We start from the raw sequence: 25838 nt of genomic DNA on the forward strand, positions 1-25838 counted from the left end.
GCACATATTCAGGACTGGACTATGAAAACCTCAATCAAACTAAATTTAAAAGCAAAGAAACTAAAAACATTATCAAAAGAACACGTGCAGCAAGTGGGTGGTGGGAGTGGTGATACAGTGTCTCCTCAGCAAATGAGGCAAGGGTATCTGTATTGGCCAACTTTGAATATCTGTAAAGGGTAAAAAGGACTGAGCATGAATGAAATTTTATATAACTTGGGATGGGTGTTTAGAAGTATAGAGCTCTTAATAGTATTATTCTGGTTAAAAAAGTTTTCTCAGATGAGGTGGAAACTTTTCTTTGGGGGACGAAAAGATTTAGCATCAGTCCAACACCATGAACTTCATTCATGCTTTTTAGCTGCTTTTTGCTTTTTAGTTTTTCACCTAATAGGCTCCGAAACTGAGCAATATTTATTAATTCTTGAAATGGATAAAATAGAAAAAATTCAGCTATTTTATACGAGCATAATTATTGTCAAGTTCGCCTTCATTTTGACCCTGTTCTGCTTGCACTTGGTTAGGGGATGTTCTTTTTCTCCTACAGCGCGCATTTGTGCTTATACTTCAATAGGGTATATGTTTTTCTTGTTCATGGAGCTTACAGCCAGAGGCTATTACGATTATCATGACTTAACCCCGGTGTATAGAGTTGGAGGATGGATTTGTAACTTAATTGCCATCGCCGCCTTAGCCACATATCCAGTTCGTTCTATCAAAGCTTATTTCAAAGAAAAGCGAGCAATGGCTTCTTAAAAAACAGAACATATAATGTCGAATAAAATGACCTTATTAGTTTGGTCATTTTTTGTTTGGATGAATAGAAAAATATCTTAAGGGAATATGTTAAGTTGAATGAATTTGCTTATCAATTTTCAATGATGATTAATGGTTTTTTGGCCATTATTCTATTGTGGTTTATTATCTTTTTACCCAAAAGTTATGGCTGGGGTTTTCTTATTTATCCAAAAAAACATTTAAACTCAATGCAGTCACATGAAGCTTACTCTTGCTTTATTACAGTTCTTTGCTTTATTTTGTTTCGAGTTTCTGCTTTAGAGGCAGAACAGTACTTACTCAATTTGAGCTTTGCTAAAATTAACCAGATTAAGATATTTTATATAGGGTTGATCGCTTACAATTTCGTTGCAATTGTTACTTTATTTGTACTTCATCGGCTTTCTCAATGCTACTTTTCAAGGTCTGCTCGCTTACTTATGTATATAACGCTTTTGATGATGTCCATTTTTATGCTTCGATACATATCAAGAGTTTATTTTGATTATCACGAACTCAGGGTACTTTATTCTATGAGTATATGGACATGTGTTTTAATTGCCGTAATAGGCGTCTCTATCTATCCAGCTCGCCAAACCTTGAAGTACTTTGCTGAGCGTAAAGAACGGTCATATGAGTAATTTACCTTGGTATAGGTGCTCATACCAATGAGTGCAATTAATGAATTTATGCATCGTTTAGCTTGGATACATCATTACTTTGAGTTAGCTATCATTGCTTGGTTCCTTATTACCCAGTTTCCTAAGCATCAATGGTCGCTATTTACCGCCCACCATCAGCAGCTAAACTCAATGCAACAACATGAAATGCATTCTTGTTTTATTACCATTGTCATTGGTTGCTTTTTCCATATGCTGAGTAGGGAAGTCGAGTTGTTTTTACTTGCATATGACATAGAGCACGTTATGCATATAAAAATTTTTTACGTTGGTCTCATGATATATGATTTTATCTATATACTGACACTTTATATTGTTCATCGCTTAAAAGGATGTTTGTTCTCAAAAGCTACACGTATAGTGATGTATATGCTCCTTATTTTTATGGGCCTTCTCTTTATGCAGTTAATCGCTAGAGGCTATTTTGATTATCACGAGCTTAAAATTTTTTATAAAGTGGGTGGTTTCACTGTTAACACGCTTGCTGTTTTAGCGCTATCCATCTACCCCATTCGTCAAACCCTAAAATACTTTGCTGAGCGTCGTGAGCGAGCTTGTGAATAAGTTGTCGCTTAATAGGTATAAAAAACGATGAGTGCCATTAATGAACTGATGCATCATTTGGGGTGGATACACAACTACTTTGAACTCGTCATCGTATTGTGGTTTTTGGTCACTCAATTCCCTAAACACAAATGGTCGCTATTTTATGCTCACCACAGACAGCTTAAATCAATGCAACACCATGAGATGCATTCTTGTTTTATGACATCATTAGTTGTTGTTTTTCATATACTAGGTGGAGAAGTGGAGGCGTACCTTATTGCCTACAAAATAGAGTATTCGATGCACATAAAGGTTTTTTATGTGGGTGTGATGCTGCATATGTTTGTGTATATGTTAGCACTATATACTGTACATCGGCTACGTGGTTGCCTTATCTCAAAAACAGCGCGGATATGTCTCTATATGGCGTTAGTCAATATGTCCTTTATGTTTATGCTATTGATTAGCAGTGGATATTTTGATTATCACAAGCTGATAAATATTTATAGAGTGGGTGGTGTTACCGCTAATACTATCGCGATTGCAGCGCTATCCATCTACCCCATCCGCCAAACCCTCAAGTACATTGCTGAGCGCCGTGCGCGCGTCGAGGTGAGTCACTTAAAAGGCATATAAGAATGAATGATTTTTTATATCAGTTGGGATGGATTTTAAAAGGATATGAATTGATACTCGTGCTTTGGTTTGTAATTGCTCTTTTTCCACAACAATAAGTGGTATTTGTTTTTTGCCTCAGGTCGTTCGATTAATACGCTAGAGCTACATGAAATGCACTCAAATTTTATGGCTACCATCTTGTTTACTGCATCTCACTTGGTTTCTAGTGAAATTGAAAGGTATCTACTTGTCGTTGAATTTAAGCATATTACCCGCATTCAAGTTTTTTACACTGGCTTAATAATTTTTCAGTTTCTATGGTTAGTTGCTTTATTCATTCTGCACCGAATGCGGTGCTGCTTGTTTTCAAGAGCGTCAAGAATGTACTTTTATACAACAGTTGTTTTTATGGCTCTATTGTTGATGCAGTTAATAGCAAGAGGGTATCTTGACTATCATCAACTGAATATGGTCTACACCATAGGTGGTTGGATGTGTAATCTGATGATGGTCTCAGCGCTATCCAGCTACCCCATACGTCAAACCCTAAAATACTTTGCTGAGCGTCGTGAGCGCGCGTTGATGTAATTCATCCAAAAGGCCTATAAATGAATGAACTTTTATTACAAATCAGTGACTTTTTAATGGTTTACTTAGGCCTGCTGGTAGTTTGGTTTTTGGTCGCTCAGTTTCCTCGTTATAAATGGTCATTGTTTTATTCGCGTTTTGGGACATTGGGCTCGATGGCGCAGCATGAAATGCATTCGTGTTTTATGACCTTAATCACATTTACTGGGTTTTATGTGTTTGGCATTGAAGTAGAAGATTATTTACTCAGTGCTAGCTTTGAACAAGTGAGCAGAATCCAGCTGTTTTACACCGGCTTGATGGTGGCACAGTTTGTCTTTTTAGTGGCGTTATTTTGTCTGCATCGACTGCGTGGTTGCCTATTTTCAAAAACAACACGCATCGTGATGTATATGACCATGCTGTATATGGCGCTGCTGTTCATGCAGCTCATCGCCCGAGGGTATTTTGACTATCATCACTTGAATTTTGTGCACTCTACAGGCGTGTGGGTGTCGAATATTATCTCAGTGATTGCGATGTCGCAGTATCCTGTGCGGCACGCGGCGCGTGCTTTAGCTCAGTTGCACGCACAATTCGTGAAGAAATGAGGTTAACAAAACAGGATGCGAAAAAGGCTGGCGGCGGATGCCGCCATACCTTAGTAAGCTTGCCAAAGCCCGCTTACTCTCACGCAATAACTGGGAGCCAACTAGAGTTCAAAGTAGTTGGTAAAAAACTTATAGAGTTCTGTGCCTTGATTCACCGACGCCGAGGCAAAGTGCAAGATGGCAATGGCGTCTTTGTCAAACTGAATAGCCTGTAGAGGCTGCTCGGACAAATAACGTTCCATGCGTAAAATATGGGCGATGGTATCACCCGCTTTAATATGCCCACCTAGTTCAGCCTTGTACTCCACCATCCCCCCCATGGGGGCATAAAATGCAACATAGTCATCAAGCATGCAGCCATAGCGCGCCATGTCTTTGGGTTGGAAAGGTGAGTGCAGCAAAGCCTCTTTGTAGGTCAGGTAACTTAGAATGCTGCTGGCATCATTGTTTGCTTCCGCCAAGTCGATTTTTTCTTGAGAGCCAAGCTCTACAGTAAAGGCTTCGACTAATACGGGCACTTCACGACCATGTTGTTTAAATGCTTCACTGAGTGACCACCAAGGGCAAAAGCTGGCTTCATCTAATGCGCCGCCAAACTCATTGGGGATCAACAGCACATGTTCGATATCAAAATAGCGGGCGCTTGGTTTGGCATACTCTGGACAATACAGATGCTTGGCAGAAATAGGCCCGGTGTGCAGGTCTAGCACAATATCCGCTTCATGGGCCAAGCGCTGTAAGTTAAGAGCAATACGCTTGCCTGTGTTGATGCTGTATGCAGGGCCATCTAAAATTGCTTGGGTTTGCTCTACCAACAGGGTTTTGAATGCCTGTTTGATCTCATCCAGTGAGCTATCCAAGTGTGTGGCAACAAATTCATCAACCAACTTGGTGTGGTTATGGTACATGCGATTCCAGTTGGTGCCCGTGATTGGGTCGAAGCGGCCTAGGGTGAATTCCCCTGATTTTTGATTGCAGCCGATGGGGTTGGCATACGGCACTAGGGTAATGTCACTGGCTAAGGTTTGCTGTTTTAGTTGCTCAAGCAATTGGTAAATAACGGCATTGCCTTGTACTTCAGCGCCATGCATATTGGCTTGAATATACACCTTTGGGCCGCTGCCATTGCCCGTCATTCGGTAAACCGGAATGGTTAGTGGTAAGCCATTGGCAATTTCACCCACTTGAATATTTTCTTGGCTAATTGGGTTCATCGCTTTATTACCTCAAATACGTATCGGCAGTTTGCGCGTGCCTTACACACTGCACTTGGCCTTGTTCAAGCACATATTCCGCTGGCAGCTCATGGCATAAAAAGTACGGCATGCTTTCGGTAAAGCCGTAAGCGCCACATTGACTGAACACCAGCCAGTCATGTTCATTGATGTCACTTGGCAAAGTGTGACGGCCTAAGTGATCGAGCGCGGTACACAAAGGCCCATGGATCAGATAGCTTCTCGCACTGGCGTTTGACTCGCGTAATAAGGTGCATGGAAAAGCCTGACTGGTCACAGCGGGGCGCAGAACGTGGTTAATACCGCCAGCCACAATCAGTTGATGTTCGCCGTAGTTTTGTTTTTGTTCTATGACAGGATTCACATAGTGACCGCATTCGCCTACCGCATAGCGGCCCAGCTCCATCCATAATTCTTCAACGCCCGATGACGCTTTAATGGTCGCCAGCGCATCGACTAAATGTGACCATGAAAGTGAGTTGTCGGCGTTGCTGTATGGAATGCCTAAGCCGCCGCCTAAATCTAAAATGCGTAACGCAAAACCAAGGTCGTGTGCCAGTTGTTTAAGTGGTGGCACCATTTGCGACCACAATGAAGCCAGCTTCTCTGTGCTGAGCATATTGCCCCACTGGAAAATATGCAGGCCGGCAAAATCAAGCGCTTCGAACGAGGTAATATCCAAAGCTTGCCATTGTTCAGTGCCGAGCCCAAACGGCGTTAAGCTATCGCCGCCCAGTGGGTTTTTCTCTCCCTCGGGCCAGCGTAGCTGCACGCGCAGTAATACGCGCAGTTGTACATTGTGTTCTGTGGCGGCTTGATTAAGCCAAGCCACTTGATTGTGACTTTCTGCCACAAAGGTGCGAACACCTTGTGACAAAAAGTGCTGGATCTGCCTTTTTGATTTGGCAGGCCCCGTGTTGAGCACGCGCGAGGGGCAAACACCTTGAGCCAACACTTGGTTGAGCTCTCCAGAACTTGCTACGTCAAAATCAAACCCAGCTTTATCCAGCGTTTGTATAATTTTCGACAGTGGATTGGCTTTTACTGCGTACCATAACTTGACCACCGATTGCTCGGTGAGTGGCTTAAGGTGCGCTAGTAGCGCGTCTAAGTCGTAAACAAAAAACGGTGTTTGCTCGGTTTGGGTGATGGTTTCAATCACCTGACGATGTGCGGTGCTCAAAAAGGGCATTAGCGTAATACCTCTTCCAACTCTAATGACGCATCGCTTTTTTCATCGCGGTATTTAACGATCAGCGCACACGACATGCTCAAGCCTTGCTCGCGACCCCATGCGCTAGATGATGGACGAGAACCCGGGATCACAATGGCGTTTTGCGGAATGGGTTCACCTTTGTCTAATACACGTTCGTTTACACAGTCATAAACCGGAATGGTGGCAGACAAGCGTACGCCCGGTGCCAATACAGCGCCTTTTTTAACGACTACCCCTTCAACAATCACACAGCCAGCGCCAATAAACGCATCGTCTTCAATCACAACAGGGCTTGCACCAATGGGCTCTAATACACCACCGAGTTGAACAGCCGCACTTAAATGTACATTTTTGCCTACCTGTGCGCACGAACCGACTAACGCATGGCTATCTACCATGGTGCCTTCATCGATAAATGCGCCAATGTTGACGTAAGCTGGTGGCATGATGATGGTGCCAGAAGCAACATGCGCGCCACGGCGAACACTAGAGCCACCCGGTACCATACGTACACCGGCATCAGCGGCAAAGCCTTGTGGTGCTAAGTTGTGCTTATCAACAAAGCCGCCCGGAAACTCGGTATTGGTGCCATTTTTGAAGGCTTCTAAAATACCTTGCTTTACTTCTACGTTGGCATGCCAATTGCCGTTTTCGTCTTGCGTTGCAGCACGAACAGTGCCGTTTTCTAAATTATTTAGTAGTTCTAACCAGCTCATAATGATTGCCTTAATTCCAAGATAAAATTGATTCGTTTGCGTTGTTAAGTGCTTGGCTGCAAGGCAGCTCAAGGTGCGTCAAAGGTGGGCGCAGGTTTGGCGTGGCCAACTTACCTTGTTCATGCATGAGTACTTTGACGGGAATAGGATTGGCGACGGCAAACAAGGTGTTCACTGCGTCCGTCCAGGTAGTAAATAAGTTGGGGAATGTACCTGCCAAAGAGCGGCGCACAAATTCAGCGGTTTGCTCAGGCCAAGCATTGGCAGCCACCGACACTAACCCAGCGGCACCTGCTTGGGCAAAGTAGGGCATTAGTGCGTCGTCGCCGCTGAAAATGGCCACATTCGGTGCGGCTCTGCGAAATGCTTCAAAGGTGGCAATATCGCCACTGGCCTCTTTGACCGCCCAAAGGTTGCTGTGATGTTTTAGGTTGTCGAGTACTTGAGGGCTGATCGCAACAGCACTGCGTCCGGGCACGTTGTAAATCATGCAAGGGCGGTCTGTTGCGCCAAGCAATGCATCAAACCACTGCGTTTGTCCGACCACACCGGGTTTGGCATACAGCGGAGAGCCAAGTAAGTAGGCATCAACAGGTAAGCTGTCACAAAATGCCAACCACTCGAGTTGCTCAGCGAGGTTAAAACCACCGACGGCGACCATGATAGGCACTGATGGCGCAAGGTCACAAACGAACTCAACAATGGCGCGCTGTTCGGCTTGACCTAGGGCCAATCCTTCACCAGTGCTACCTAAAATTAATAGGCCATTGTTGGCGCTTTGCTGCTCAGCAACGAGTGCTTTAAGCGTATTGTAGTCAACTTGGTTATGTACATCGAAAGGCGTAACCAAAGCCGTCCATAACGGATAATTGGATAAATCGAATTGTGAATTCATCTCTACCGAACTTATATCTTGTTCGGAGTTTAGGCGGGTGTCCAAACTTCGAACAGTTAAAATTCGAAGAGCAATGGACTTAAAAATGATAAGGCAACAGGCCTTATTATTCTAAGACCAGAAGCTCTCCACCAAACTGAGTTGTTTTGTGTTTAGCACAAAACAATTGGTGACAGTCGCTGGGATTCAGCCCAGTCGCCCGAAGTTAACGCAACGCAAATGCAGCCAACTTCTCGGCGTTAATTCCCCTCATTGTGTGTCATTGGAGTTTGCTCTCCTCAACACAATTACCTGAATAACGCACCTCTTCCAGCCCTCAACTAAGCCTTTAGGGCTTAGTTTCAAAAATAGGGTGAGCGCGCATTGAAACACTTTAGCCGTCTAGGTGTCAAGTGCAATTGTCGTATTTTGAACTACACTGGTGGGAGCAAAAAAATTTCTTGAGATGCTATGTCTAAACTGATCAGAGGGATCCGCTTTCGTTATATTTTGGCGGTAACAGCGTTAGCGTTACTAGTGACCTTGGCAACTGGGTTTATGCAGTATTTATTGTTTAATAAACAAGATGATGCCGAGGTTATTAACATTGCGGGCATGCAACGGATGCTGTCGCAAAAAGCGTTGTTGCACGCACAATTCTTAGCTCATACAGATACCGATAATCAAACGCGAGAAGATGCCGGCAAGCAGCTAAATAAAGTGATAGATAGATTTGAGAAAAACCATCAATTTCTAGTATCAAACATTACTACTCACGCATCGAAACCTCTCTCTGATTTGTATTTTTCTTCCCCTATTAGTTTGGATGAACGCAGTAGACAATTTGTTCGTCATATTCGAGCATGGCAACTTGATAACACGGCACAATTGGGTGTGTTATATACGCAATCTCAGCAGCTTTTGCCAGATCTGGATGGTGCCGTCAAATTGTTTGAACAACAGGCGAATGAGCGAATCGCTGTATTACGTTATGTTGAGTTATCGATTTGGATCGTGGCTATTTTGCTGTTGATTTTTGAGGTTAAATTTATTTTTAAACCGATGGAAGCGATGGTGCGTCAAGGAATTGATGAACTCAAAGAGCAAAAGCAACAAACTCAGCTAGCACTGAATGTTAAATCACGCTTTTTAGCGCGAGCGAGTCATGAATTGAGAACGCCTTTACAGGCGATTTTGGGTTATCTCGAACTATATCAACAAGAGAAACAAGCGCAACAGCTTAGGCAAGTAGCGGCGTCAGCCAAACAGCTTCATGTGTTGATCAATGAGATGCATGATTTTAGTAAATGGTCGAACGATAACATCAAAATAGAACAAACAGTCGCCTACTTGCCAGCAACGATTGATACGGTGATCACCCCCTATCAGCTTGTCGCAGATAGAAAGGGCTTAAGCTTGACCGTGCACATTGCACAAGGGTGTGAACAGGCTGTGTTATGTGATCATCAACACTTTGCATGGGTTTTGTCTCAGCTTGTTGATAATGCAATCAAGTTTAGTGAGCAAGGAGAAATCCAAGTGAGTGCTCAGATCCATAATGAATCGCAACAAGCAATCTTGGTGGTATCTGTCAAAGATCAAGGACAAGGATTTTCAGATGAGATATTGCAAACGCTCAGTTCAGGCAGTGAAGAGGATAACCACTTCCAAGGGATGCAACTCGGTCTTACGCGTTGTCAGTTGGTTATAAATGCATTGTCTGGGCAAATGGAGGTGAGTAATGACTCTACTGGTGGTGCTCAGGTCGTCATTAGCATTCCCATTGAGTTTGCAGCAAACGCAAAGCCTGAAGCCAGCATAACTGTGGCAGGCAAAATGGCATTATTGGTTGAAGATAATGCGGTCAATGCCATTGTTATCAAAAAATTACTGCATGATATCGGGTTTACGGTTGAGCATGCTGAACACGGCCAAGCCGCGTTAGACATATTGCAACAGCATAATTTTGATGTGATTTTTATGGATTTAAATATGCCGTACATGGATGGTTATGAGGCAATAGAAAAAATTCGCACGCAGTTAATGTTGCAAACAACGGTGATCATTGTCACCGCAAATAACGAAGAGCAAGACTTAGACAAAGCAATGGCATTAGGTGGTGACGGCTACATCATAAAACCCCTCACTGCGCCTGCTATTAAGCAAGCGCTGCTTAAGTTAGGGGTGACTGTGCACAGAGATAAAACCCATACGAGTTGAAATTATTGTGGCGTCTGATTGTACGAGTTTGTTACTCGAGATACTGAGAATCCTGCCTGTTGTAGTTGTTTGATCAGGCCGTGTTTTTCAGGCAAGTGTAATGCGCCTACAGCAATGAACAGTGATTGTTTCGACAACAGCGAGGGGAGCTGTTTCATCCACGCCTTATTACGCGCTATCAACATGATTTGCTCGCTAAATTGTCCGTATTTTGAATCGTCAAAGCTCATTTTGTAGTACTGAGCAAGCTTGTTCATGTCACCGTGTTTCCATGCCTGCACCAAATCAACAAAGTATGTGTCTAAGTCATTCATATGCTTGAATGTTTCCTCAAGCATCGCGTTGCTATGTGCCTCTAGGGATTTGAATATGCTTAACTGCTGGGCCAGAGTTTCAAGCTCTAGAATTGGTTTGTTTTGCTGCGTAGCATATTCCAGTATTTGTTTGTCTATGCCTTGGTGTTCACTAAACCCGAGCTGTTGATATTCAATTTGTAGCATGGTGATCATCACAGCCCACGGGCTATGACGCGCAAACAGTTTTATGTCTACACCTTTTTTCTGAAAGTAACTGGTGAGCTTTTTGTAGTTGTCTGCAGTTAAGGCGCCAGCCAATGTTTGCTCTGCTGGTAGTAACATATATTGGGCTGATTGTTGTTGGATCTCTGCAGGAGATAAGGCGGCGATGTTCACTTCTACAAGGACCTTATCGCTGCTTTCAATCGCTTTCAAAACCTGATTTGGTAATCCTTGCATGTCGGGTGTGCCAACATGTACGGTGCCGAACAGATAAGACGTTCGTCCATCTTTTTCTACTTTAAAAAGTGCGGGTGACGCTTGGCTTAATTGGCAAGCAAAAAGAGCAAAGCACAGGAGTGAAAAAACACTGAATCTAGCGAGTAATGTGCGCATATGTGTACCTAGTTTATTTGTGTTAGCGCATTGTAGGCATGGTTTTTGGCAACGCTCAAAAATTTCATAGACATTTTTACGAAATTAGCTCTGTTGTAAATACGACTCAACTCATTAACTTTTATACATATAGTTTTTGATTTGAATTTTCTATTTTGATATGGTTGTTTTGTGGGTTTTTTTATTCCTTTTGTGGTTTATTAAACTTTTATTTAGCATAGATTTTATGGTTGACTTAAAAGTGTCCACGGGTTACTAATAGAAAAAGGAACAGGTTAGCGCATTGTCGTCGCTAACCAGCAACAAAAAATTTATTTTGGTGATACAAAACATGCTAACAACAGCACTTATCCTAGTCGTGATTATCAACGTGGTGATTATTATTACCGCGGGGGCTGGTTAGTGCTAAAAGAAAAGTATTAGCAAAGAAAGCCCCCCGCACTGAAAAGTTCGGGGGGCTTTTTCGTTTTAGGATCAAATTTAATTAATTACAGCAAGCTAGTGGCAATGAGGATGACAATGACAGGCGCACAATTACTAATAGATTTATTAGCCAAACATGGCGTTAAAGAGGTATTCGGCTATCCCGGTGGCGCGATCATGCCAATTTACGATGCCTTGTATGGAGCGCCAGTGAAGCATTACTTAACTCGGCACGAGCAAGGGGCGGGCTTTGCGGCAGTCGGGTATGCACGCAGCACGGGCAAACTCGGCGTTTGTTTTGCCACATCCGGACCAGGTGCAACCAACCTGATCACGGCCCTTGCCGATGCGATGATGGATTCAGTGCCATTGCTTGCTATTACAGGACAGGTACCCACCGCGGCTATCGGCTCCGATGCGTTTCAAGAAGTAGACGTATTGGGCATGTCGCTGTCATGCACCAAACACAGTTACATGGTTGAGCGCGCTGAAGACTTGGCGGAGGTGCTGCAAGAAGCGATGCATTTAGCGCAGTCAGGTCGCCCAGGCCCTGTTCTTGTTGATATTCCTAAAGACATCCAACTTGCGCAAGTACCATTTCATCCATGGCTGGCGCTTGAAGAAGAGCAACCTAAAGCGTCACCTACAGAGGTGCAAAAAGCAGAAGCCTTATTGGCGCAAGCGAAAAAACCTGTTGCGTATGTAGGCGGTGGAGTGCAAAACGCCGATGCACAAGCTCAACTGATGCAGTTTTTAGAAAAAACTCAAATGCCAGCCGTGTCGACACTCAAAGCACTTGGCAGTGTGTTACCCGAGTACCAATATGACTTAGGCATGCTAGGTATGCATGGTGGTCAAGCTGCCAATATCGCGGTGCAAGAGTGCGACTTGTTGGTGTGTATCGGTGCACGTTTTGATGATCGAGTAACGGGCAATTTAGCGAAGTTTGCCTCGAAAGCGGACGTGATCCACTTAGACATTGACCCAGCGGAAGTCGGTAAACGCAAACCCGCTCAAGCGTCCCTTATCGCAGATTTAAAAGAGTCTATTCCTCAGCTCGCTTGTTTTGTGACTGATAGTGAGTGGCTAGCGACCATCTCTGACTTAAAACAGCAGCATGCGTGGCGATATGATTACCCAGGAGAGCGTGTATTTGCGCCGCGTTTGCTAAACCAATTAAGTCAAAAAATGCCAAATACGGGGGTGGTGTGCTGCGATGTTGGTCAGCACCAAATGTGGGTGGCGCAACACATGAAGTTTACCCATCCGTCTAACCACCTAAGCAGTGGCGGTGCAGGCACCATGGGCTTTGGCTTGCCTGCTGCGATTGGGGCACAGATTGCGCGTCCGGACGATATGGTGATCACTGTCTCTGGTGATGGCTCAATTATGATGAATATCCAAGAGTTAGCGACCATTCGTCGTAATAACTTACCCGTAAAAATAGTGATCCTCGATAACCAGCGTCTGGGCATGGTTCGTCAGTGGCAGCAATTGTTTTTTGAGGGCCGCTACAGTGAAACCAATTTATCCGACAACCCAGATTTTGTGGCGTTAGCAGCCGTTTTTGGGATCCCGGGACAAACCATCACGCATGCGAATGAAGTGGATGATGCTATCGATGCACTTGTTTCAAGTGAAGGGCCTTACATACTACACGCGTGTATTGATGATAAAGAAAATGTATGGCCTCTGGTTCCGCCAGGTGCTGCAAATGATGAAATGATGACGGAGAAAGTTTAATGAAACACCAATTAACTGTTGCAGTAAAAAACCAAGCCATCGCAGTAGAGCGCTTTTTACGAGTGGCTCGTCACCGTGGATTTCGTCTTACACACTTAGAATTAGAGGGAAAAGATGAGCTGTTCCAAGTCAAAATGACGGTCGACAGTGATAAACCCATCTATCTATTAACGTCACAACTGAGTAAGCTTGTAGAGGTGCAGCAAGTGAATTTGCACACACTACAGCAACAGGCAATATAAATATTTTATTTTAGAAAAGAATAATCAAGGTATTACATAATGACAAAAACATCGGAATTAATTTGGCATAACGGCGAGATGATCCCTTATGAGCAAGCAACAACCCATATTTTGAGCCACGCAATACATTATGGTAGCTCTGTGTTTGAAGGGATCCGCGCATACGATACGCCAAAAGGTCCGGCTATTTTCCGTCTTAAAGATCACATCAAGCGTCTTTATGACTCAGCGAAAATCTACCGCATAGAGATCCCATTCACTGAAGATGAACTGATGCAAGCATGTAAAGACGCGGTAAAAGCCAATGGCTTTACCAATGCATACTTACGTCCTTTCGCATTTTTAGGGAATGTGGGCTTAGGTGTACACCCTAAGTCTCATAAAGCCGATGTGAGTGTTGCAGCGATGGAATGGGGCACTTACTTGGGCGATGGTAGTTTAGAAGCAGGTGTTGACGCGTGTATTTCATCATGGACGCGTCTTGCACCCAATACCATGCCTACAGGCGCGAAAGCGGGTGGTAACTACTTATCATCACAGCTGATCACCGCAGAAGCGAAGCGCCACGGTTATGTTGAAGGTATCGCCCTTGATGTCAATGGCTACTTGAGTGAAGGTGCAGGCGAAAACCTATTTGTGATCAAAAATGGGGTGTTATTCACGCCACCTACGACTGCTTGTATTTTACCTGGTTTAACACGTGACACCATCATGAAGCTTGCGCGCGAGCGTGGTTATGAAGTGCGTGAAGAAGCGATTGCTCGTGAAGCATTGTATCTTGCAGATGAGTTCTTTATGACAGGCACCGCGGCAGAAGTTACACCGGTGCGTAGCGTTGACCAGATCCAAATCGGTGAAGGTAAGCGAGGACCTATCACGGCTGAGCTACAGCAAGCGTATTTCGAGTTAGTTAAAGGCCAAAGCGAAGACAGCAATGGCTGGTTAGACTATATCAACGAGTAAAAATTGTTTGGGCCATCATCCGGTGGCCCATTTTTTGGGAATGAGGAAAGCCGCTGCCACAACCGGCATCGCATCAACAAGGGGTAAACACCATGGCTAAATTAAGAAGCAAAACAACCACTGAAGGCAGACAACGTGCAGGTGCTCGCGCACTGTGGCGTGCAACGGGCATGACAGACAGTGACTTTGAAAAACCAATTATCGCCGTGGTGAATTCGTATACCCAGTTTGTGCCGGGTCATGTGCATTTGAATCAGCTCAGTGATTTAATGGCGCAGACCATTCGTGATGCAGGCGGTGTGCCGCGTGAGTTTAATACCATTGCGATTGACGACGGTATTGCCATGGGCCATGGCGGTATGCTCTATTCCTTGCCTTCTCGAGATTTGATAGCTGATTCTGTGGAGTACATGGTCAATGCTCACTGTGCCGATGCGATGGTGTGTATTTCTAACTGCGATAAGATCACCCCTGGGATGTTATTGGCCGCACTGCGTTTAAATATTCCGGTTATTTTTGTGTCTGGCGGACCCATGGAAGCGGGTAAAACCCGTTTGGCCGATATCGATATTAAACTCGATTTAGTCGATGCGATGGTCAAAGGTGCCGATCCTAGTGTGAGCGATGAAGATTCCGAACAGGTTGAGCGCTCAGCGTGTCCGACTTGTGGCTCTTGTTCAGGTATGTTCACCGCGAATTCAATGAACTGTTTATTAGAAGCGCTCGGTTTAGCCTTACCGGGCAATGGCACTACCTTAGCCACGCACAAAGACAGACAGCAACTATACGAAGCCGCAGGTAAACGTATTTTGGCATTGTGTGATGAATATTACCGTAAGGACAATGAAGCGGTATTACCAAGAAATATTGCCAACCAAGCTGCTTTCACTAATGCAATGACGTTGGATATTGCAATGGGTGGCTCTTCAAATACGGTTTTACACTTGCTAGCGGCAGCGCAAGAGGGCGGTGTTGATTTTGATATGAGTGACATCGATAGACTGTCACGTAATACACCGTTTTTGTGTAAAGTGGCGCCAGCCACGCAGCAATATCATATTGAAGATGTGCACCGTGCCGGTGGCATCATGGGCCTTTTGAATGAATTAGCGAAAGGCGAAAGACTCGATTTAAGTGTGGGCCACGTTGCTGGTGGCACATTGGGTGAAGTAATCACACGCTGGGATGCAACGGATAGTAGTAACAGCAAAGCGCAAACCTTCTATCGAGCAGGACCTGCTGGCATTCGTACCACCAAAGCAATGAGCCAAGAGTATCGCTGGGATGAGTTGGATTTAGATCGTGAAAACGGCTGTATTCGCAGTATTGAGCACGCCTTTAGACAAGACGGTGGCCTTGCCGTCCTTTCCGGCAATTTAACCCCAGATGGCTGTATTGTGAAAAGCGCCGGTGTGGTTGATGAAATGCTCAACTTCACGGGCCCAGCTGTGGTATTTGAATCACAAGACGACGCGGTAGATGGCATTTTAAATGGCAAAGTTAGCAAAGGCGATGTAGTAGTGATCCGCTACGAAGGTCCAAAAGGTGGACCGGGTATGCAAGAAATGCTTTATCCAACCAGCTACCTTAAATCGATGGGACTGGATAAAGACTGTGCGTTATTAACAGATGGTCGCTTTTCTGGCGGTACATCAGGGCTATCGATTGGTCATGCTTCACCAGAAGCGGCCAGCGGTGGTGCATTAGCGCTGGTGGAAGATGGCGATTTAATTCAAATCGATATTCCAAATCGTGGTATTCACTTGCTACTGGACGACAGCCAAATGGCTGAACGCCGCGCGAAACAAGATGCCCGTGGCAAAGAGGCTTATAAGCCGCTCGACCGCCAACGTGTTGTGAGCCCTGCGCTAAAAGCATACGCATTACTCGCGACCAGTGCTGATAAAGGCGCTGTTCGTGACTTGGCTAAATTAGAGGAGCTGAGCTAGCCATGGTATCGCAAGAATTAGACTATTTTCGGGCGATAATCCAAGCGGATATGTCGCCGCTGGCTAAGGTGACTGAAGTCAGTGAAATGAAAGGCTTGTCGGAACGTCTAGGTCAAAATGTGTGGCTTAAACGTGAAGATCAGCAGCCAGTGTATTCATTTAAACTGCGTGGTGCGTATAACAAATTACGGCAGCTACCTCAGAACAGTTTAGTGATCACGGCGTCGGCAGGTAATCATGCTCAAGGTGTTGCTTTAAGTGCTGCACATTTAGGGCACAGAGCGATTATCGTGATGCCAGTGACGACTCCAGAGATCAAGGTTAACTCGGTGCGTAATTTGGGCGGCGAAGTGGTACTACATGGTCATAATTTTGATGCAGCAAAAGCCCATGCGTTTGAGTTAACGGAGCAGCATGGCGCAGTGTTCGTGCCGCCTTTTGATGATAAAGATGTGATTGTTGGTCAAGGAACGGTTGCACGTGAGCTGATGCAGCAATTACATGAGCTGGATGCTGTGTTTGTGCCTGTTGGTGGTGGTGGCTTGTTAGCCGGGATGGCTGTTTATATCAAATCTCTACGTCCAGATATCCAAATAGTGGGCGTTGAAGCAGAAGAAAGCGCTTGTTTAAAGGCCGCTTTAGAAGCGGGTGAGCCTGTTGAGTTAGAGCAAGTAGGCGGCTTTGCTGATGGTGTGGCAGTCAAGATCATTGGCAGTGAAACATTTCGTTTAGCACAAAAGTTTTGCGATGAAGTTGTTACGGTCAGCGCTGACGAAATCTGTGCCGCAGTTCAAGATATCTTTATTGAAACACGGGCGATTGCAGAACCTTCAGGTGCTTTATCTTTAGCGGGCCTTAAAAAATGGAGCCAACAAAATAAGCGAGCAGGATTGAATCTTGCTGCAGTTTTGTCGGGCGCAAACCTGAACTTTGATCGTTTGCGTTACATTGCTGAGCGTACCGCACTCGGCGCCAAAAACGAAGCGCTGTTTGGGGTGACCATTCCTGAAGAAAAAGGCAGTTTTAAGCGTTTTTGCCAATCATTAGGCGGTAGAGCAATCACCGAGTTTAACTATCGTTATGCAGGAGAGGGTGAAGCACAAATCTTTGTTGGTGTAGGTTTGCGTGGTGGGCAAATTGAGCTTGATGAGCTTAAAAGCCAACTCTATAAAAATGGGTATGCATTTGAGGACTTCTCAGACAATGAACTGGCGAAGTTACATTTGCGCTATATGGTAGGTGGCAAGCCACCGATTGCTTTGCAAGAGCGTTTGTTACGTTTTGAGTTTCCCGAGTACCCGGGCGCATTAGCACGCTTTTTAGATACTCTAGGCAGTGAATGGAATATTACGCTATTTCATTATCGTAACCATGGCGCTGCAGAAGGGAATGTACTCGCGGCTTTTGAAATTGCCAGTGGCGACTATGCTAAGTTTGATAGTCACTTGGCACAACTGGGTTATCAGTATATAGAAGAAACTAATAATCCCTGTTTCTCGCAATACTTACAAATGCCTACAGCGTTGCAGCGCCAAGCAGGCTAGTTTGCAAATACCCTCTACTTTTCTATAGTTATGGTTATTCGCATCTAGCAAGATAATGCAGGGAAGATAATGAAAACCATAATGTGTTTAGCGTGGCTATTGGCATGGTGTTTTGGCAATTTGAGTCACGCTAATGAGCACGTGGTCTTACAATTAAAGTGGCAACATCAGTTCCAATTTGCCGGCTATTACATGGCAAAAGAAAAAGGCTTCTATGAACAAGCTGGCTTAGACGTCAGCATTGTAGAAGCTGACCTAAATAACCCTGATACGCAATTTAAAGTGCTCGCAGGACAGGTGCAATTTGGTGTGACACATTCGGGCATTCTTAAATCACGAATGGACGGTAAACCACTGGTAGCGCTGGCCGCAATACTCCAATCTTCACCTTACTGCTGGATGGTTAAGGCCAACTCGGATATTTATTCCCCCACAGATTTTTCAGATAAGCGGATCAGCTACTTGGGGCGCTCAGAAAATGCCGAGTTACTCATGATGTTGAGGCAAGCTGGTATTGATGTATTTAAGCTACCTTTGTATGCAGGACTTCGCCCATTGGAAGATTTTGAAAAAGGGATATTTGATGCGTTGCAGGTGTATATCACCAATGAACCTTTTCAAATGCGCCAACAAGGGATTATGACCCGTCAGATCTGCCCAAAGCAGTATGGTTTGAATGTGTATGGTGATATTTTGTTTACCAGTGAAAATGTGATTGCACAAAAGCCGAAAATGGTCGAAAAATTTCGCCAAGCGAGCCTGAAAGGGTGGCGATATGCCATGCTGCATATGGATGAAAGTATTGAAGTGATTTTGCGTCAGTACAATCCGCAAAAGACGAAAGCGCAGTTAGCGTATGAAGCGGACACGCTCAGAGATTTTATCTTACAGGCGGGGATCCCCATTGGCAGCATGTCAGAGATCCGCTGGCAATGGATAGCGCAACTATATGAATATGATATTGATAAGGCACATGCTGTAATAAGTAAGTTTATTTACCATCCTACAAGTAAGCCGAACTCTTACCCTTGGTCTTGGATGTTGATCATTGCTTCAATACTTACTTTGTTGTGCATTCCTTTATACTTGCACCTTATTTTTTCTAAAAAGCAGCAATACCGCATCACCAGTGCAACACAGTCGAGTAAAAAACAGGTAGAATAACGCTTTTATATGTAGTGCTGTGCCTATTATGCATCTCTTATCGCGGTTTAAAAAGTTAGACGAATTACTTACGCAATCTCAAGCGTATTGGCAGTTAGTTGCCTTTGAGTTTGACACTTTGCCGTGGAATGAAGCGCTTAATACTTGGTTAATGTCGCTAAGTGATGAACAGGTCACTCAGCTCGATGCTGATCAGCAGCAACTGCAATTATCACTCAGTCAGTTTATTCCTCAGTTAAAAGAACTCGATACGCTTCTTCATTTAGCGCTTCACGCGCATCCCAGAACACAACTGCCATTTTGGTTGAGTAACGGCATTAAAGGGCGCAAATTAGAGCAATTACAAGACTTTGTGAGTCATATTGAAGATGCCCGCTATCCGGTTTTGGAGTGGTGTGCAGGAAAAGGTCACCTAGGGCGCATTTTAGCGTTTAGTGGCGCGCCACATGTGCATAGCATCGAGCTACAAGCCTCACTTTGTGAGCAAGGGCAACAAAGTGCCAATAAGCAAAATTTAGCGATGACGTTTAGTTGTGCAGATGTGCTTAAAGACAACACACAGCCACATTTTTTTGAGCAACAACATGCGGTTGCTTTACACGCCTGTGGTCGACTCCATCAAGTTTTTATGAAACAAGCGGTTTCTGCCGGGGTGAAAAAGATAAGCCTATCGCCTTGTTGCTATCATTTGTTTACAGAGCCGACCTACCAGGCCATGAGTGAACCTGCTAAACACAGTGCGTTGCGCTTAACGCACAGCGATATGAAATTAGCGTTGCAGGAAACCGTCACAGCGCCCGAGCGTGTTGGTCGAGTAAGAAAAACAGAAGTGACTTGGCGCTTGGGGTTTGATGCGCTCAGACGTGATGTAACGGGTGAGGCCGAGTATGTGAGCGTACCGTCAGTGAATAAAGCCATTTTTTCTGGTGAATTTGCCGATTTTTGCCAATGGGCGGCTGAGCAAAAAGGCGTGGCGTTACCTGCTGAGTGTGACTATGCACATTACTTACGGTTAGGACGACAAAGAAAGCAGGTTACAGATAGAATTGAGCTGGTAAGACATGCATTTAGACGCGCGATTGAGATCTGGTTGGTCCTCGATAGGGCTTTATATTTGCAAGCATCTGGGTATGATGTCGATATTCAAGAATTTTGTCATAAACAGCTAACGCCCAGGAATATTCTAATCCTCGCTACGGCAAACTAGAGGAAAGCACATGTGCTCGCTTGATCATTTACTTAATAATAACCAGCAATGGGCAAAACGCACTCAGCAGCGTGATCCTGAGTTTTTCAAAAAATTGGCGGGCCAACAAAACCCAGACTACTTGTGGATTGGCTGTTCTGACTCACGTGTGCCAGCGAACGAAATTGTCGATCTCATGCCGGGTGAACTGTTTGTTCATCGCAATGTGGCTAACGTGGTGGTTCATACCGATCATAATTGCTTATCCGTTATGCAGTACGCAGTCGAAGTACTGAAAGTAGAGCACATTATGGTAGTAGGGCACTACGGTTGTGGTGGTGTACAAGCGGTGTTGGACGAAGCCCGTTTCGGTTTAATTGATAACTGGTTGCGTCATGTGGCCGATGTTAAAGAAAAACATCAAGCATTACTTGCCTCTGTAGCCCTTGAAAGGCGTTGTGCCGCTCTGTGTGAACTCAATGTGATTGATCAGGTGAGAAATGTTTGTCTTACCAATGTGGTACAAGATGCATGGCAAAGAGGGCAAGAACTGACGATCCATGGTTGGGTTTATGGCCTAGCAGATGGTTTGCTGCATGAAGTGCAAGCACAAACCACAGCGCTTGAGCACGTTAATGCGGCTTATGCTCAAGCGGTGGAGCAAGTGGCAAAACGTTATTTATAACGATTTACTCAGCGTTGTCGTCTTGTTGCGCTAACTTCGCTTCAAGTGTAGCCACTTTTTCTTCTAACTCGGCTAACTTTTCTCGTGTGCGGATCAAGACTTTGCTTTGAATATCAAACTCTTCTCGGCTAACAAAATCCATTTCTGCTAGTTTGTTTTGGATCACTTGTTTGGTTTTAGATTCAAATGTGTCCGCTAAATTCTTTACACCTTGTGGCATATTATTAGAAATTTGCTTAGCAATTTCTTCTATCTTTGCAGGGTTAATCATGACAAGTCCTTATTTAAAAGTGTGTGTTCATATTAGCAAATGCTTTGCTGAGCGCCTAGGCGCATCGAGCGCTTTAAGTTAAAATGCGCTCTTCGGTAGCTCAAAGTATCCTTAGTAATGAAACTCAATCCAAAACAAGATGAAGCGGTAAAATACATCAGTGGTCCATGTCTGGTGCTGGCTGGCGCAGGCTCGGGTAAAACCCGTGTGATCACCAATAAAATTGCTTACCTCGTACAAAAGTGTGAATATCAAGCCAAAAATATTGCTGCCGTCACGTTTACTAATAAGGCTGCTAAAGAAATGCGTGAGCGTGTCTCTCAAACGCTCGGTAAACAAGAGTCAAAAGGCTTATGGGTTTCTACTTTTCATACTTTGGGATTGGAAATCATCAAAAAAGAGTTAAAGACGCTGGGGTATAAATCGAATTTCTCCTTACTTGACGATCAGGATACCAACCAGCTACTCAGCGAGTTAACCGAAAAAGAGTTGGAAAAAGACAAAGATTTACTCAATTTGTTGAAGATGCAAATCGGTAACTGGAAAAATGAACTGATCTTACCGCAGCAGGCTATCGCGCAAGCCAGAGAGCCGCAAAAGGCCTTGTTTGCGCAGTTGTATGCCCGTTATCAAACACAGCTTAGAGCCTATAACGCTTTTGATTTTGATGACTTGATCATGGTACCGACGCTGTTGTTGTTACAAAGCGCGGACGTCAGAGAACGTTGGCAAGCACGTTTTCGCTATCTGTTGGTGGATGAATATCAAGATACCAACACCAGCCAGTATCAGCTGGTTAAATTGTTAGTAGGTGAGCGAGCCCGATTTACAGTGGTAGGGGATGATGATCAGTCCATTTATTCTTGGCGTGGTGCTAAACCGCAAAACTTGGTGCTGCTTTCAAAAGATTTTCCCGGACTGCGCTTAATTAAACTAGAACAAAATTATCGTAGTTGCCGCCGCATTCTCAAAGCGGCCAATATCTTGATCGCGAATAACCCCCATGAGTTTGATAAGCAGCTATTCAGTGAATTGGAAAATGGCGACCCTATTCGTGTGATCGCAACGCGTGATGAAGAACATGAAGCGGAGCGAGTTGTTGCGGAAATCATTTCGCATAAGTTTATGAAGCGCACCAGTTATCGAGATTATGCGATTTTGTACCGAGGTAATCACCAAGCCAGAGTGTTTGAAAAGTCGCTGATGAGTAACCGCATTCCTTACAAGATCAGTGGTGGTATGTCATTTTTCTCACGCAGTGAGATCAAAGACATCATGGCCTACTTACGGTTGTTAGTAAATCAAGATGACGACAATGCTTTCTTGCGTATTGTGAACACCCCCCGACGTGAGATCGGACCCGTTACGTTAGAGAAGTTAGGCAGTTTAGCCAATGAAAAACACATTAGCTTGTTTGAAGCCTGTTTTGACCCTCAATTAGCCGAGCGGTTAGCGGGTCGTGGTTTAAATGCCTTGATGGGCTTTGCGCGCTGGGTGGTTGAGTTATCTGATCGTGCAACACGCGGTGATACCCTTGAAGCGGTCAAAGATATGGTCAGGGAAACTAATTACGAAGCTTATTTATACGAAACATCGCCCAGCGCCAAAGCGGCGGAAATGCGTATGAAGAACGTGTCTGAACTTTATCGTTGGATCACCGATATGTTGACAGGTGATGCGGATAACCCGGCAATGACGCTACCTGAAGTGGTCAGCAAACTCACCTTGCGTGACATGCTAGAGCGTAATGAAGAAGAAGATGATAGCGATGCGGTGCAACTGCTGACTCTGCATGCATCAAAAGGTTTGGAATATCCACACGTATTTATGGTGGGTATGGAAGAAGGCTTCTTACCTCATCAAACCAGCATTGATGAAGATAATGTAGAAGAAGAGCGTCGTTTGGCTTATGTAGGGATCACACGAGCACAGCAAACGCTCACACTCACGTATGCAAAAAACCGTCGCCAGTTTGGTGAAGTTGCCACACCGGAGTTGAGCCGTTTTGTTCATGAGTTACCTCAGGACGATTTAAGTTTTGAAGGACAAAAGAAAACTGTGGCTTCGCAAGCGGAGAGAATGGAGAAAGGCCAAGCGCGAGTGGCTAACCTCAGAGCCATGTTAAAACGATAGCGTTTCTTGCGTTTGCTTATTTGGCGAAGAGCTTGAGAGATTGGGTTCTTTGCCGATGCTTTGTTGTTTACCAAAAAACAACTCAACACCATGACTTTCCAGTAGTCCTTGGAAGTTTAAAATCGCAGGCCCTTTGGCAATGACGCGGGTATGCTTTAATTTTGTGACGGCGAGTATGCCTTGTAGCTGCAGATCATAGGACTTTTGCTGCAAAACGCGTTTGCTGAAGGTGGAACTGAGTAATAGGTACTCGAAATCAAATTGGGTCAGTAAAGCCAAGTCACAGCGATCTTTAGCGAAGTCATTTAAGCCAATCGCTTGTCCAATTGTGAGTAGCGATTTGAGATTATCTAATTGTTGGCTCGATGCATGGCGTAATTGTGTTTCATCAAACAGCAAACATAACTTGTGTTGCGCCGTTTTTAAAATTTTACACAAGGTGCCAAACGCTTGGCTGTCTAAAATTGTGATAGAGCAAGCAAAGAGGAGATCTTGATGCTGCACATTGCCTATTTCAACGGCCTGCTCTAACAGTTGCAGTTCTATTTCCAACTGTTCTGCTTTTTCCGCAGCAAATTTCTTTAGCACATCAAAGTTTGTACTGCCGAGCACCGGGTGTTCGCCAAACGCATCAAGCAGGCTAATCGCACAGCTACACTCGGTCATTGAAATGACTTCTGTACTGCGAAAATGCGTGGGTAACGCACTCAGATGGTGATGCTCAAGATGTTTTGCACTGCCGGAACTGGCTGTTAATAGTGGGTGATAGAACTCATATCGGCCCCGACCCGCATTTTTGGCGTAATACATGGCCGCATCCGCATCGCGGATGATCTCATCGGTGTTTTGATAATCTTTATTGCTATAAGTGATGCCAATACTTGCTCCACTTTGTACGCATATCCCCTTCATACAGAAAGGCTGTTGCATAACTCGAATTATACGCTTGGCGACATCTTCGGCCTGTTGTCTATCGCTCAAATGATCCAGTAAGATCACAAATTCATCACCGGCAAGGCGGGCTAAAAGGTCGTGCTCTCTGATACATTCTGAAAATGACTTGCTCACCCAAATCAAAAATTGGTCACCTGCTTGATGACCTAATTCGTCGTTTATTGATTTGAACTTATCCAAATCAATAAATAGCACAGCAAAGTGGTGCTCTGGGTGACGCTGAAATTTGTGCAGCGTTTTTTCTAATTGAGTTAAGAATAAACTGCGATTAGGTAAACTGGTAAGCGGATCATGGTGCGCATCATGATATAGCTGTTGCTCTATTTTTTTACGTTCTTCAATTTGCATTTGCAGGTGTAAGTTAGTTTGCTGTAATGCTTTTGTTTTTTCTGCAACACGGTGCTCTAACTCTTGGTGGCTGATCTTGAGCGCTTGATTTGCCAAGTGTGTTTGTAATACTGAAGCTATCTGATTTGATACAAATGAAATTAACTCGACATCATCATAATCAAATTCATATTTATGATCATAAGCTTGGCACGCAATCAATCCTATCACGCCATTGGCTGTTTTTAGCGGTGCGCCCATCCAGCTCGTTGCTAATTTTATTTGATAGTAGTCTTTTGCGCGTTCAACCGTGCCATCGGTGATCAGCTTTTTGGCGCGCTCAGTATCGATCAGTTGACTACGTTCAGTGCGAATAACAAGCTCACTATACCCCTTAGCAAAAGGTCTTGGGTGATATTCACAGACTTCGTCAACACTGTAAGGGAAATTCAACCACCCCTTGTGCTTATCGTACAGTGCAATATATAGATTATCCGCGAATGTAATTGAACGTATAATGTCGTGAACTTGTTTATACACGTCGTCAATATCATTGAATTGTGTGGCAAGTTCTGAGATTTTAAATAAGATCTGTTGCCGTTCGAGCGCGCGTTTGCGATGCTCTATTTCTTTGTTAAGTGCTTCATTACTTTGCATTAAAGCACGGGTGCGAATTTTCACTTCTGACTCTAACAACTCACGTTTTTTCACACGTTCAATCGCGGTTGATAAGTACAGTGACATGACCTCAAGTAGCTCTATTTGCTGCTCGCTATAACTTTGTTCAACCTTGTAACTTTGCGAAACCATCACGCCAATAATGGTTTTATCTCGGTAAATTGGTACGCCTACCCAGTGTTCCGCTTGACTACCAAGCGCTTTATATAAACCTTGCTGGGTTTGCTCTTGCATGGTGTCTTTAGTCAAATAAACACACTTGCCAGAGCGGAAAACGTAACCTGTTACGCCTTCAGAAAAGTGACTATTTTCGTTCAATGGGACAGAAATTCCATCTTTCTCATCAACGAAGTATGAAAGCTCAAGCGCTTGGGTGAACTGGTTTTGCAAAACAACGTAGAAACTACGACTTGGTAAGTATTGAGTTAAGATGTTGTGGATCGCAGGATAGAGCAAGGTTAACTCTGCAACCGTACTCGCCTGCTCTGATAAAAGAATGAGAGCATGTTGCAAGTGGCTGTTCTGCTTGTATTTTTTTAGCAGAAACTTAAGGCGCTTATTGTTGCGCTCAAGTTTACGAAGCAGAGTAGAGGGATCTTCCAATG

General features: G+C 44.4%; 24 protein-coding genes and 1 riboswitch. Of the genes, 17 read left to right on the plus strand and 7 right to left on the minus strand.

What is annotated here, in order from left to right; genetic code table 11:
- Positions 1–21: 21 nt before the first annotated feature.
- The 7 genes from AC5FX4_RS03635 to AC5FX4_RS03665 all read left to right on the plus strand — a co-directional run bounded on the left by AC5FX4_RS03635 (position 22) and on the right by AC5FX4_RS03665 (position 3799).
- The gene (locus AC5FX4_RS03635; RefSeq protein WP_493605142.1) at positions 22–183 is read left to right on the plus strand and encodes a hypothetical protein; all 162 of its coding nucleotides are present in this window, start codon (positions 22–24) and stop codon (positions 181–183) included.
- Between the two features lie 12 nt (positions 184–195).
- A complete protein-coding gene (locus AC5FX4_RS03640; RefSeq protein WP_493605143.1) occupies positions 196–756 on the plus strand; it encodes a hypothetical protein in 561 nt (186 codons plus the stop codon).
- A 95-nt stretch (positions 757–851) separates the two neighbouring features.
- Entirely contained in the window at positions 852–1418 is a 567-nt protein-coding gene (locus AC5FX4_RS03645) for a hypothetical protein (RefSeq protein WP_493605144.1), read from the plus strand.
- A gap of 27 nt (positions 1419–1445) precedes the next feature.
- On the plus strand, positions 1446–2021 hold the full coding sequence (locus AC5FX4_RS03650; protein ID WP_493605145.1) for a hypothetical protein: 576 nt from the start codon (positions 1446–1448) through the stop codon (positions 2019–2021).
- 27 nt (positions 2022–2048) lie between these two features.
- Positions 2049–2639: a hypothetical protein gene (locus AC5FX4_RS03655; protein ID WP_493605146.1), complete on the plus strand. Its 591-nt coding sequence runs from the start codon at positions 2049–2051 to the stop codon at positions 2637–2639.
- A 405-nt stretch (positions 2640–3044) separates the two neighbouring features.
- Entirely contained in the window at positions 3045–3209 is a 165-nt protein-coding gene (locus AC5FX4_RS03660; RefSeq protein ID WP_493605147.1) for a hypothetical protein, read from the plus strand.
- Positions 3210–3229: 20 nt separating this feature from the next.
- The gene (locus AC5FX4_RS03665; protein WP_493605148.1) at positions 3230–3799 is read left to right on the plus strand and encodes a hypothetical protein; all 570 of its coding nucleotides are present in this window, start codon (positions 3230–3232) and stop codon (positions 3797–3799) included.
- Positions 3800–3900: 101 nt separating this feature from the next.
- Here the strand turns inward: AC5FX4_RS03665 and AC5FX4_RS03670 are convergent, their stop codons facing one another.
- From AC5FX4_RS03670 to dapA, 4 genes are read right to left on the minus strand one after another with little or no spacing between them, the layout of a single operon-like run.
- Complete coding sequence (locus AC5FX4_RS03670) at positions 3901–5013, minus strand: succinylglutamate desuccinylase/aspartoacylase family protein (protein WP_493605149.1); 1113 nt, start codon at positions 5011–5013, stop codon at positions 3901–3903.
- Positions 5014–5020: 7 nt separating this feature from the next.
- A complete protein-coding gene (locus AC5FX4_RS03675) occupies positions 5021–6226 on the minus strand; it encodes a PLP-dependent decarboxylase (protein WP_493605150.1) in 1206 nt (401 codons plus the stop codon).
- Positions 6226–6966 carry a 2,3,4,5-tetrahydropyridine-2,6-dicarboxylate N-succinyltransferase gene (locus AC5FX4_RS03680; protein WP_493605151.1) on the minus strand — a complete coding sequence of 247 codons (741 nt, stop codon included), beginning with the start codon at positions 6964–6966 and terminating at the stop codon, positions 6226–6228. The genes AC5FX4_RS03675 and AC5FX4_RS03680 overlap by 1 nt, the downstream gene beginning before the upstream one ends.
- A gap of 10 nt (positions 6967–6976) precedes the next feature.
- Positions 6977–7861, minus strand: coding sequence for a 4-hydroxy-tetrahydrodipicolinate synthase (gene dapA, locus AC5FX4_RS03685; protein WP_493605152.1), 885 nt, complete (start codon positions 7859–7861; stop codon positions 6977–6979).
- Between the two features lie 113 nt (positions 7862–7974).
- A riboswitch (Lysine riboswitch) is annotated at positions 7975–8178 on the minus strand.
- 133 nt (positions 8179–8311) lie between these two features.
- Here dapA and AC5FX4_RS03690 point away from each other — a divergent pair.
- Positions 8312–10060 (plus strand): response regulator, encoded by a 1749-nt coding sequence (locus tag AC5FX4_RS03690; RefSeq protein ID WP_493605153.1) that lies wholly within the window; start codon positions 8312–8314, stop codon positions 10058–10060.
- 2 nt (positions 10061–10062) lie between these two features.
- Here the strand turns inward: AC5FX4_RS03690 and AC5FX4_RS03695 are convergent, their stop codons facing one another.
- On the minus strand, positions 10063–10971 hold the full coding sequence (locus tag AC5FX4_RS03695) for a TraB/GumN family protein (protein WP_493605154.1): 909 nt from the start codon (positions 10969–10971) through the stop codon (positions 10063–10065).
- A gap of 519 nt (positions 10972–11490) precedes the next feature.
- Here AC5FX4_RS03695 and ilvG point away from each other — a divergent pair.
- From ilvG to can, 8 genes are all read left to right on the plus strand, one after another.
- Entirely contained in the window at positions 11491–13137 is a 1647-nt protein-coding gene (ilvG, locus tag AC5FX4_RS03700; protein ID WP_493605155.1) for an acetolactate synthase 2 catalytic subunit, read from the plus strand.
- Positions 13137–13379, plus strand: a complete 243-nt coding sequence (ilvM, locus tag AC5FX4_RS03705) for an acetolactate synthase 2 small subunit (protein WP_493605156.1) — start codon at positions 13137–13139, stop codon at positions 13377–13379. Before ilvG ends, ilvM begins: the two co-directional genes overlap by 1 nt.
- A gap of 39 nt (positions 13380–13418) precedes the next feature.
- Positions 13419–14342: a branched-chain amino acid transaminase gene (locus tag AC5FX4_RS03710; RefSeq protein ID WP_493605157.1), complete on the plus strand. Its 924-nt coding sequence runs from the start codon at positions 13419–13421 to the stop codon at positions 14340–14342.
- A gap of 92 nt (positions 14343–14434) precedes the next feature.
- Complete coding sequence (gene ilvD, locus AC5FX4_RS03715; protein WP_493605158.1) at positions 14435–16291, plus strand: dihydroxy-acid dehydratase; 1857 nt, start codon at positions 14435–14437, stop codon at positions 16289–16291.
- Between the two features lie 2 nt (positions 16292–16293).
- On the plus strand, positions 16294–17835 hold the full coding sequence (ilvA, locus tag AC5FX4_RS03720) for a threonine ammonia-lyase, biosynthetic (RefSeq protein ID WP_493605159.1): 1542 nt from the start codon (positions 16294–16296) through the stop codon (positions 17833–17835).
- A gap of 69 nt (positions 17836–17904) precedes the next feature.
- On the plus strand, positions 17905–18999 hold the full coding sequence (locus tag AC5FX4_RS03725) for an ABC transporter substrate-binding protein (protein ID WP_493605160.1): 1095 nt from the start codon (positions 17905–17907) through the stop codon (positions 18997–18999).
- Positions 19000–19027: 28 nt separating this feature from the next.
- Positions 19028–20206 (plus strand): methyltransferase, encoded by a 1179-nt coding sequence (locus tag AC5FX4_RS03730; protein ID WP_493605161.1) that lies wholly within the window; start codon positions 19028–19030, stop codon positions 20204–20206.
- Positions 20207–20216: 10 nt separating this feature from the next.
- A complete protein-coding gene (can, locus tag AC5FX4_RS03735; protein ID WP_493605162.1) occupies positions 20217–20870 on the plus strand; it encodes a carbonate dehydratase in 654 nt (217 codons plus the stop codon).
- 4 nt (positions 20871–20874) lie between these two features.
- On the opposite strand, the gene ubiK is transcribed toward can, so the two are convergent.
- The gene (gene ubiK, locus AC5FX4_RS03740) at positions 20875–21141 is read right to left on the minus strand and encodes a ubiquinone biosynthesis accessory factor UbiK (RefSeq protein ID WP_493605163.1); all 267 of its coding nucleotides are present in this window, start codon (positions 21139–21141) and stop codon (positions 20875–20877) included.
- A gap of 117 nt (positions 21142–21258) precedes the next feature.
- On the opposite strand from ubiK, the gene rep reads away from it, so the two are divergent.
- Entirely contained in the window at positions 21259–23274 is a 2016-nt protein-coding gene (gene rep, locus AC5FX4_RS03745; RefSeq protein ID WP_493605164.1) for a DNA helicase Rep, read from the plus strand.
- On the opposite strand, the gene AC5FX4_RS03750 is transcribed toward rep, so the two are convergent.
- Entirely contained in the window at positions 23263–25836 is a 2574-nt protein-coding gene (locus tag AC5FX4_RS03750) for a diguanylate cyclase domain-containing protein (protein ID WP_493605165.1), read from the minus strand. The genes rep and AC5FX4_RS03750 overlap by 12 nt on opposite strands.
- Between the last annotated feature and the right edge of the window lie 2 nt (positions 25837–25838).

Source organism: Pseudoalteromonas sp. ATL1 (assembly GCF_058933015.1).

Excerpts from the sequence above, each read along its gene's own strand:
- AC5FX4_RS03725 (WP_493605160.1), top strand. The coding sequence starts at position 17,905 with ATGAAAACCATAATGTGTTTAGCGTGGCTATTGGCATGGTGTTTTGGC.
- rep (WP_493605164.1), top strand. The coding sequence starts at position 21,259 with ATGAAACTCAATCCAAAACAAGATGAAGCGGTAAAATACATCAGTGGT.
- ilvA (WP_493605159.1), top strand. The coding sequence starts at position 16,294 with ATGGTATCGCAAGAATTAGACTATTTTCGGGCGATAATCCAAGCGGAT.
- ilvM (WP_493605156.1), top strand. The coding sequence starts at position 13,137 with ATGAAACACCAATTAACTGTTGCAGTAAAAAACCAAGCCATCGCAGTA.
- ilvD (WP_493605158.1), top strand. The coding sequence starts at position 14,435 with ATGGCTAAATTAAGAAGCAAAACAACCACTGAAGGCAGACAACGTGCA.
- AC5FX4_RS03650 (WP_493605145.1), top strand. The coding sequence starts at position 1,446 with ATGAGTGCAATTAATGAATTTATGCATCGTTTAGCTTGGATACATCAT.
- AC5FX4_RS03690 (WP_493605153.1), top strand. The coding sequence starts at position 8,312 with ATGTCTAAACTGATCAGAGGGATCCGCTTTCGTTATATTTTGGCGGTA.
- AC5FX4_RS03675 (WP_493605150.1), bottom strand. The coding sequence starts at position 6,226 with ATGCCCTTTTTGAGCACCGCACATCGTCAGGTGATTGAAACCATCACC.
- AC5FX4_RS03660 (WP_493605147.1), top strand. The coding sequence starts at position 3,045 with ATGCAGTTAATAGCAAGAGGGTATCTTGACTATCATCAACTGAATATG.
- AC5FX4_RS03670 (WP_493605149.1), bottom strand. The coding sequence starts at position 5,013 with ATGAACCCAATTAGCCAAGAAAATATTCAAGTGGGTGAAATTGCCAAT.
- AC5FX4_RS03635 (WP_493605142.1), top strand. The coding sequence starts at position 22 with ATGAAAACCTCAATCAAACTAAATTTAAAAGCAAAGAAACTAAAAACA.
- AC5FX4_RS03680 (WP_493605151.1), bottom strand. The coding sequence starts at position 6,966 with ATGAGCTGGTTAGAACTACTAAATAATTTAGAAAACGGCACTGTTCGT.
- AC5FX4_RS03695 (WP_493605154.1), bottom strand. The coding sequence starts at position 10,971 with ATGCGCACATTACTCGCTAGATTCAGTGTTTTTTCACTCCTGTGCTTT.
- AC5FX4_RS03665 (WP_493605148.1), top strand. The coding sequence starts at position 3,230 with ATGAATGAACTTTTATTACAAATCAGTGACTTTTTAATGGTTTACTTA.
- can (WP_493605162.1), top strand. The coding sequence starts at position 20,217 with ATGTGCTCGCTTGATCATTTACTTAATAATAACCAGCAATGGGCAAAA.
- ilvG (WP_493605155.1), top strand. The coding sequence starts at position 11,491 with ATGACAGGCGCACAATTACTAATAGATTTATTAGCCAAACATGGCGTT.
- AC5FX4_RS03640 (WP_493605143.1), top strand. The coding sequence starts at position 196 with ATGAATGAAATTTTATATAACTTGGGATGGGTGTTTAGAAGTATAGAG.
- ubiK (WP_493605163.1), bottom strand. The coding sequence starts at position 21,141 with ATGATTAACCCTGCAAAGATAGAAGAAATTGCTAAGCAAATTTCTAAT.
- AC5FX4_RS03730 (WP_493605161.1), top strand. The coding sequence starts at position 19,028 with ATGCATCTCTTATCGCGGTTTAAAAAGTTAGACGAATTACTTACGCAA.
- dapA (WP_493605152.1), bottom strand. The coding sequence starts at position 7,861 with ATGAATTCACAATTCGATTTATCCAATTATCCGTTATGGACGGCTTTG.
- AC5FX4_RS03710 (WP_493605157.1), top strand. The coding sequence starts at position 13,419 with ATGACAAAAACATCGGAATTAATTTGGCATAACGGCGAGATGATCCCT.
- AC5FX4_RS03655 (WP_493605146.1), top strand. The coding sequence starts at position 2,049 with ATGAGTGCCATTAATGAACTGATGCATCATTTGGGGTGGATACACAAC.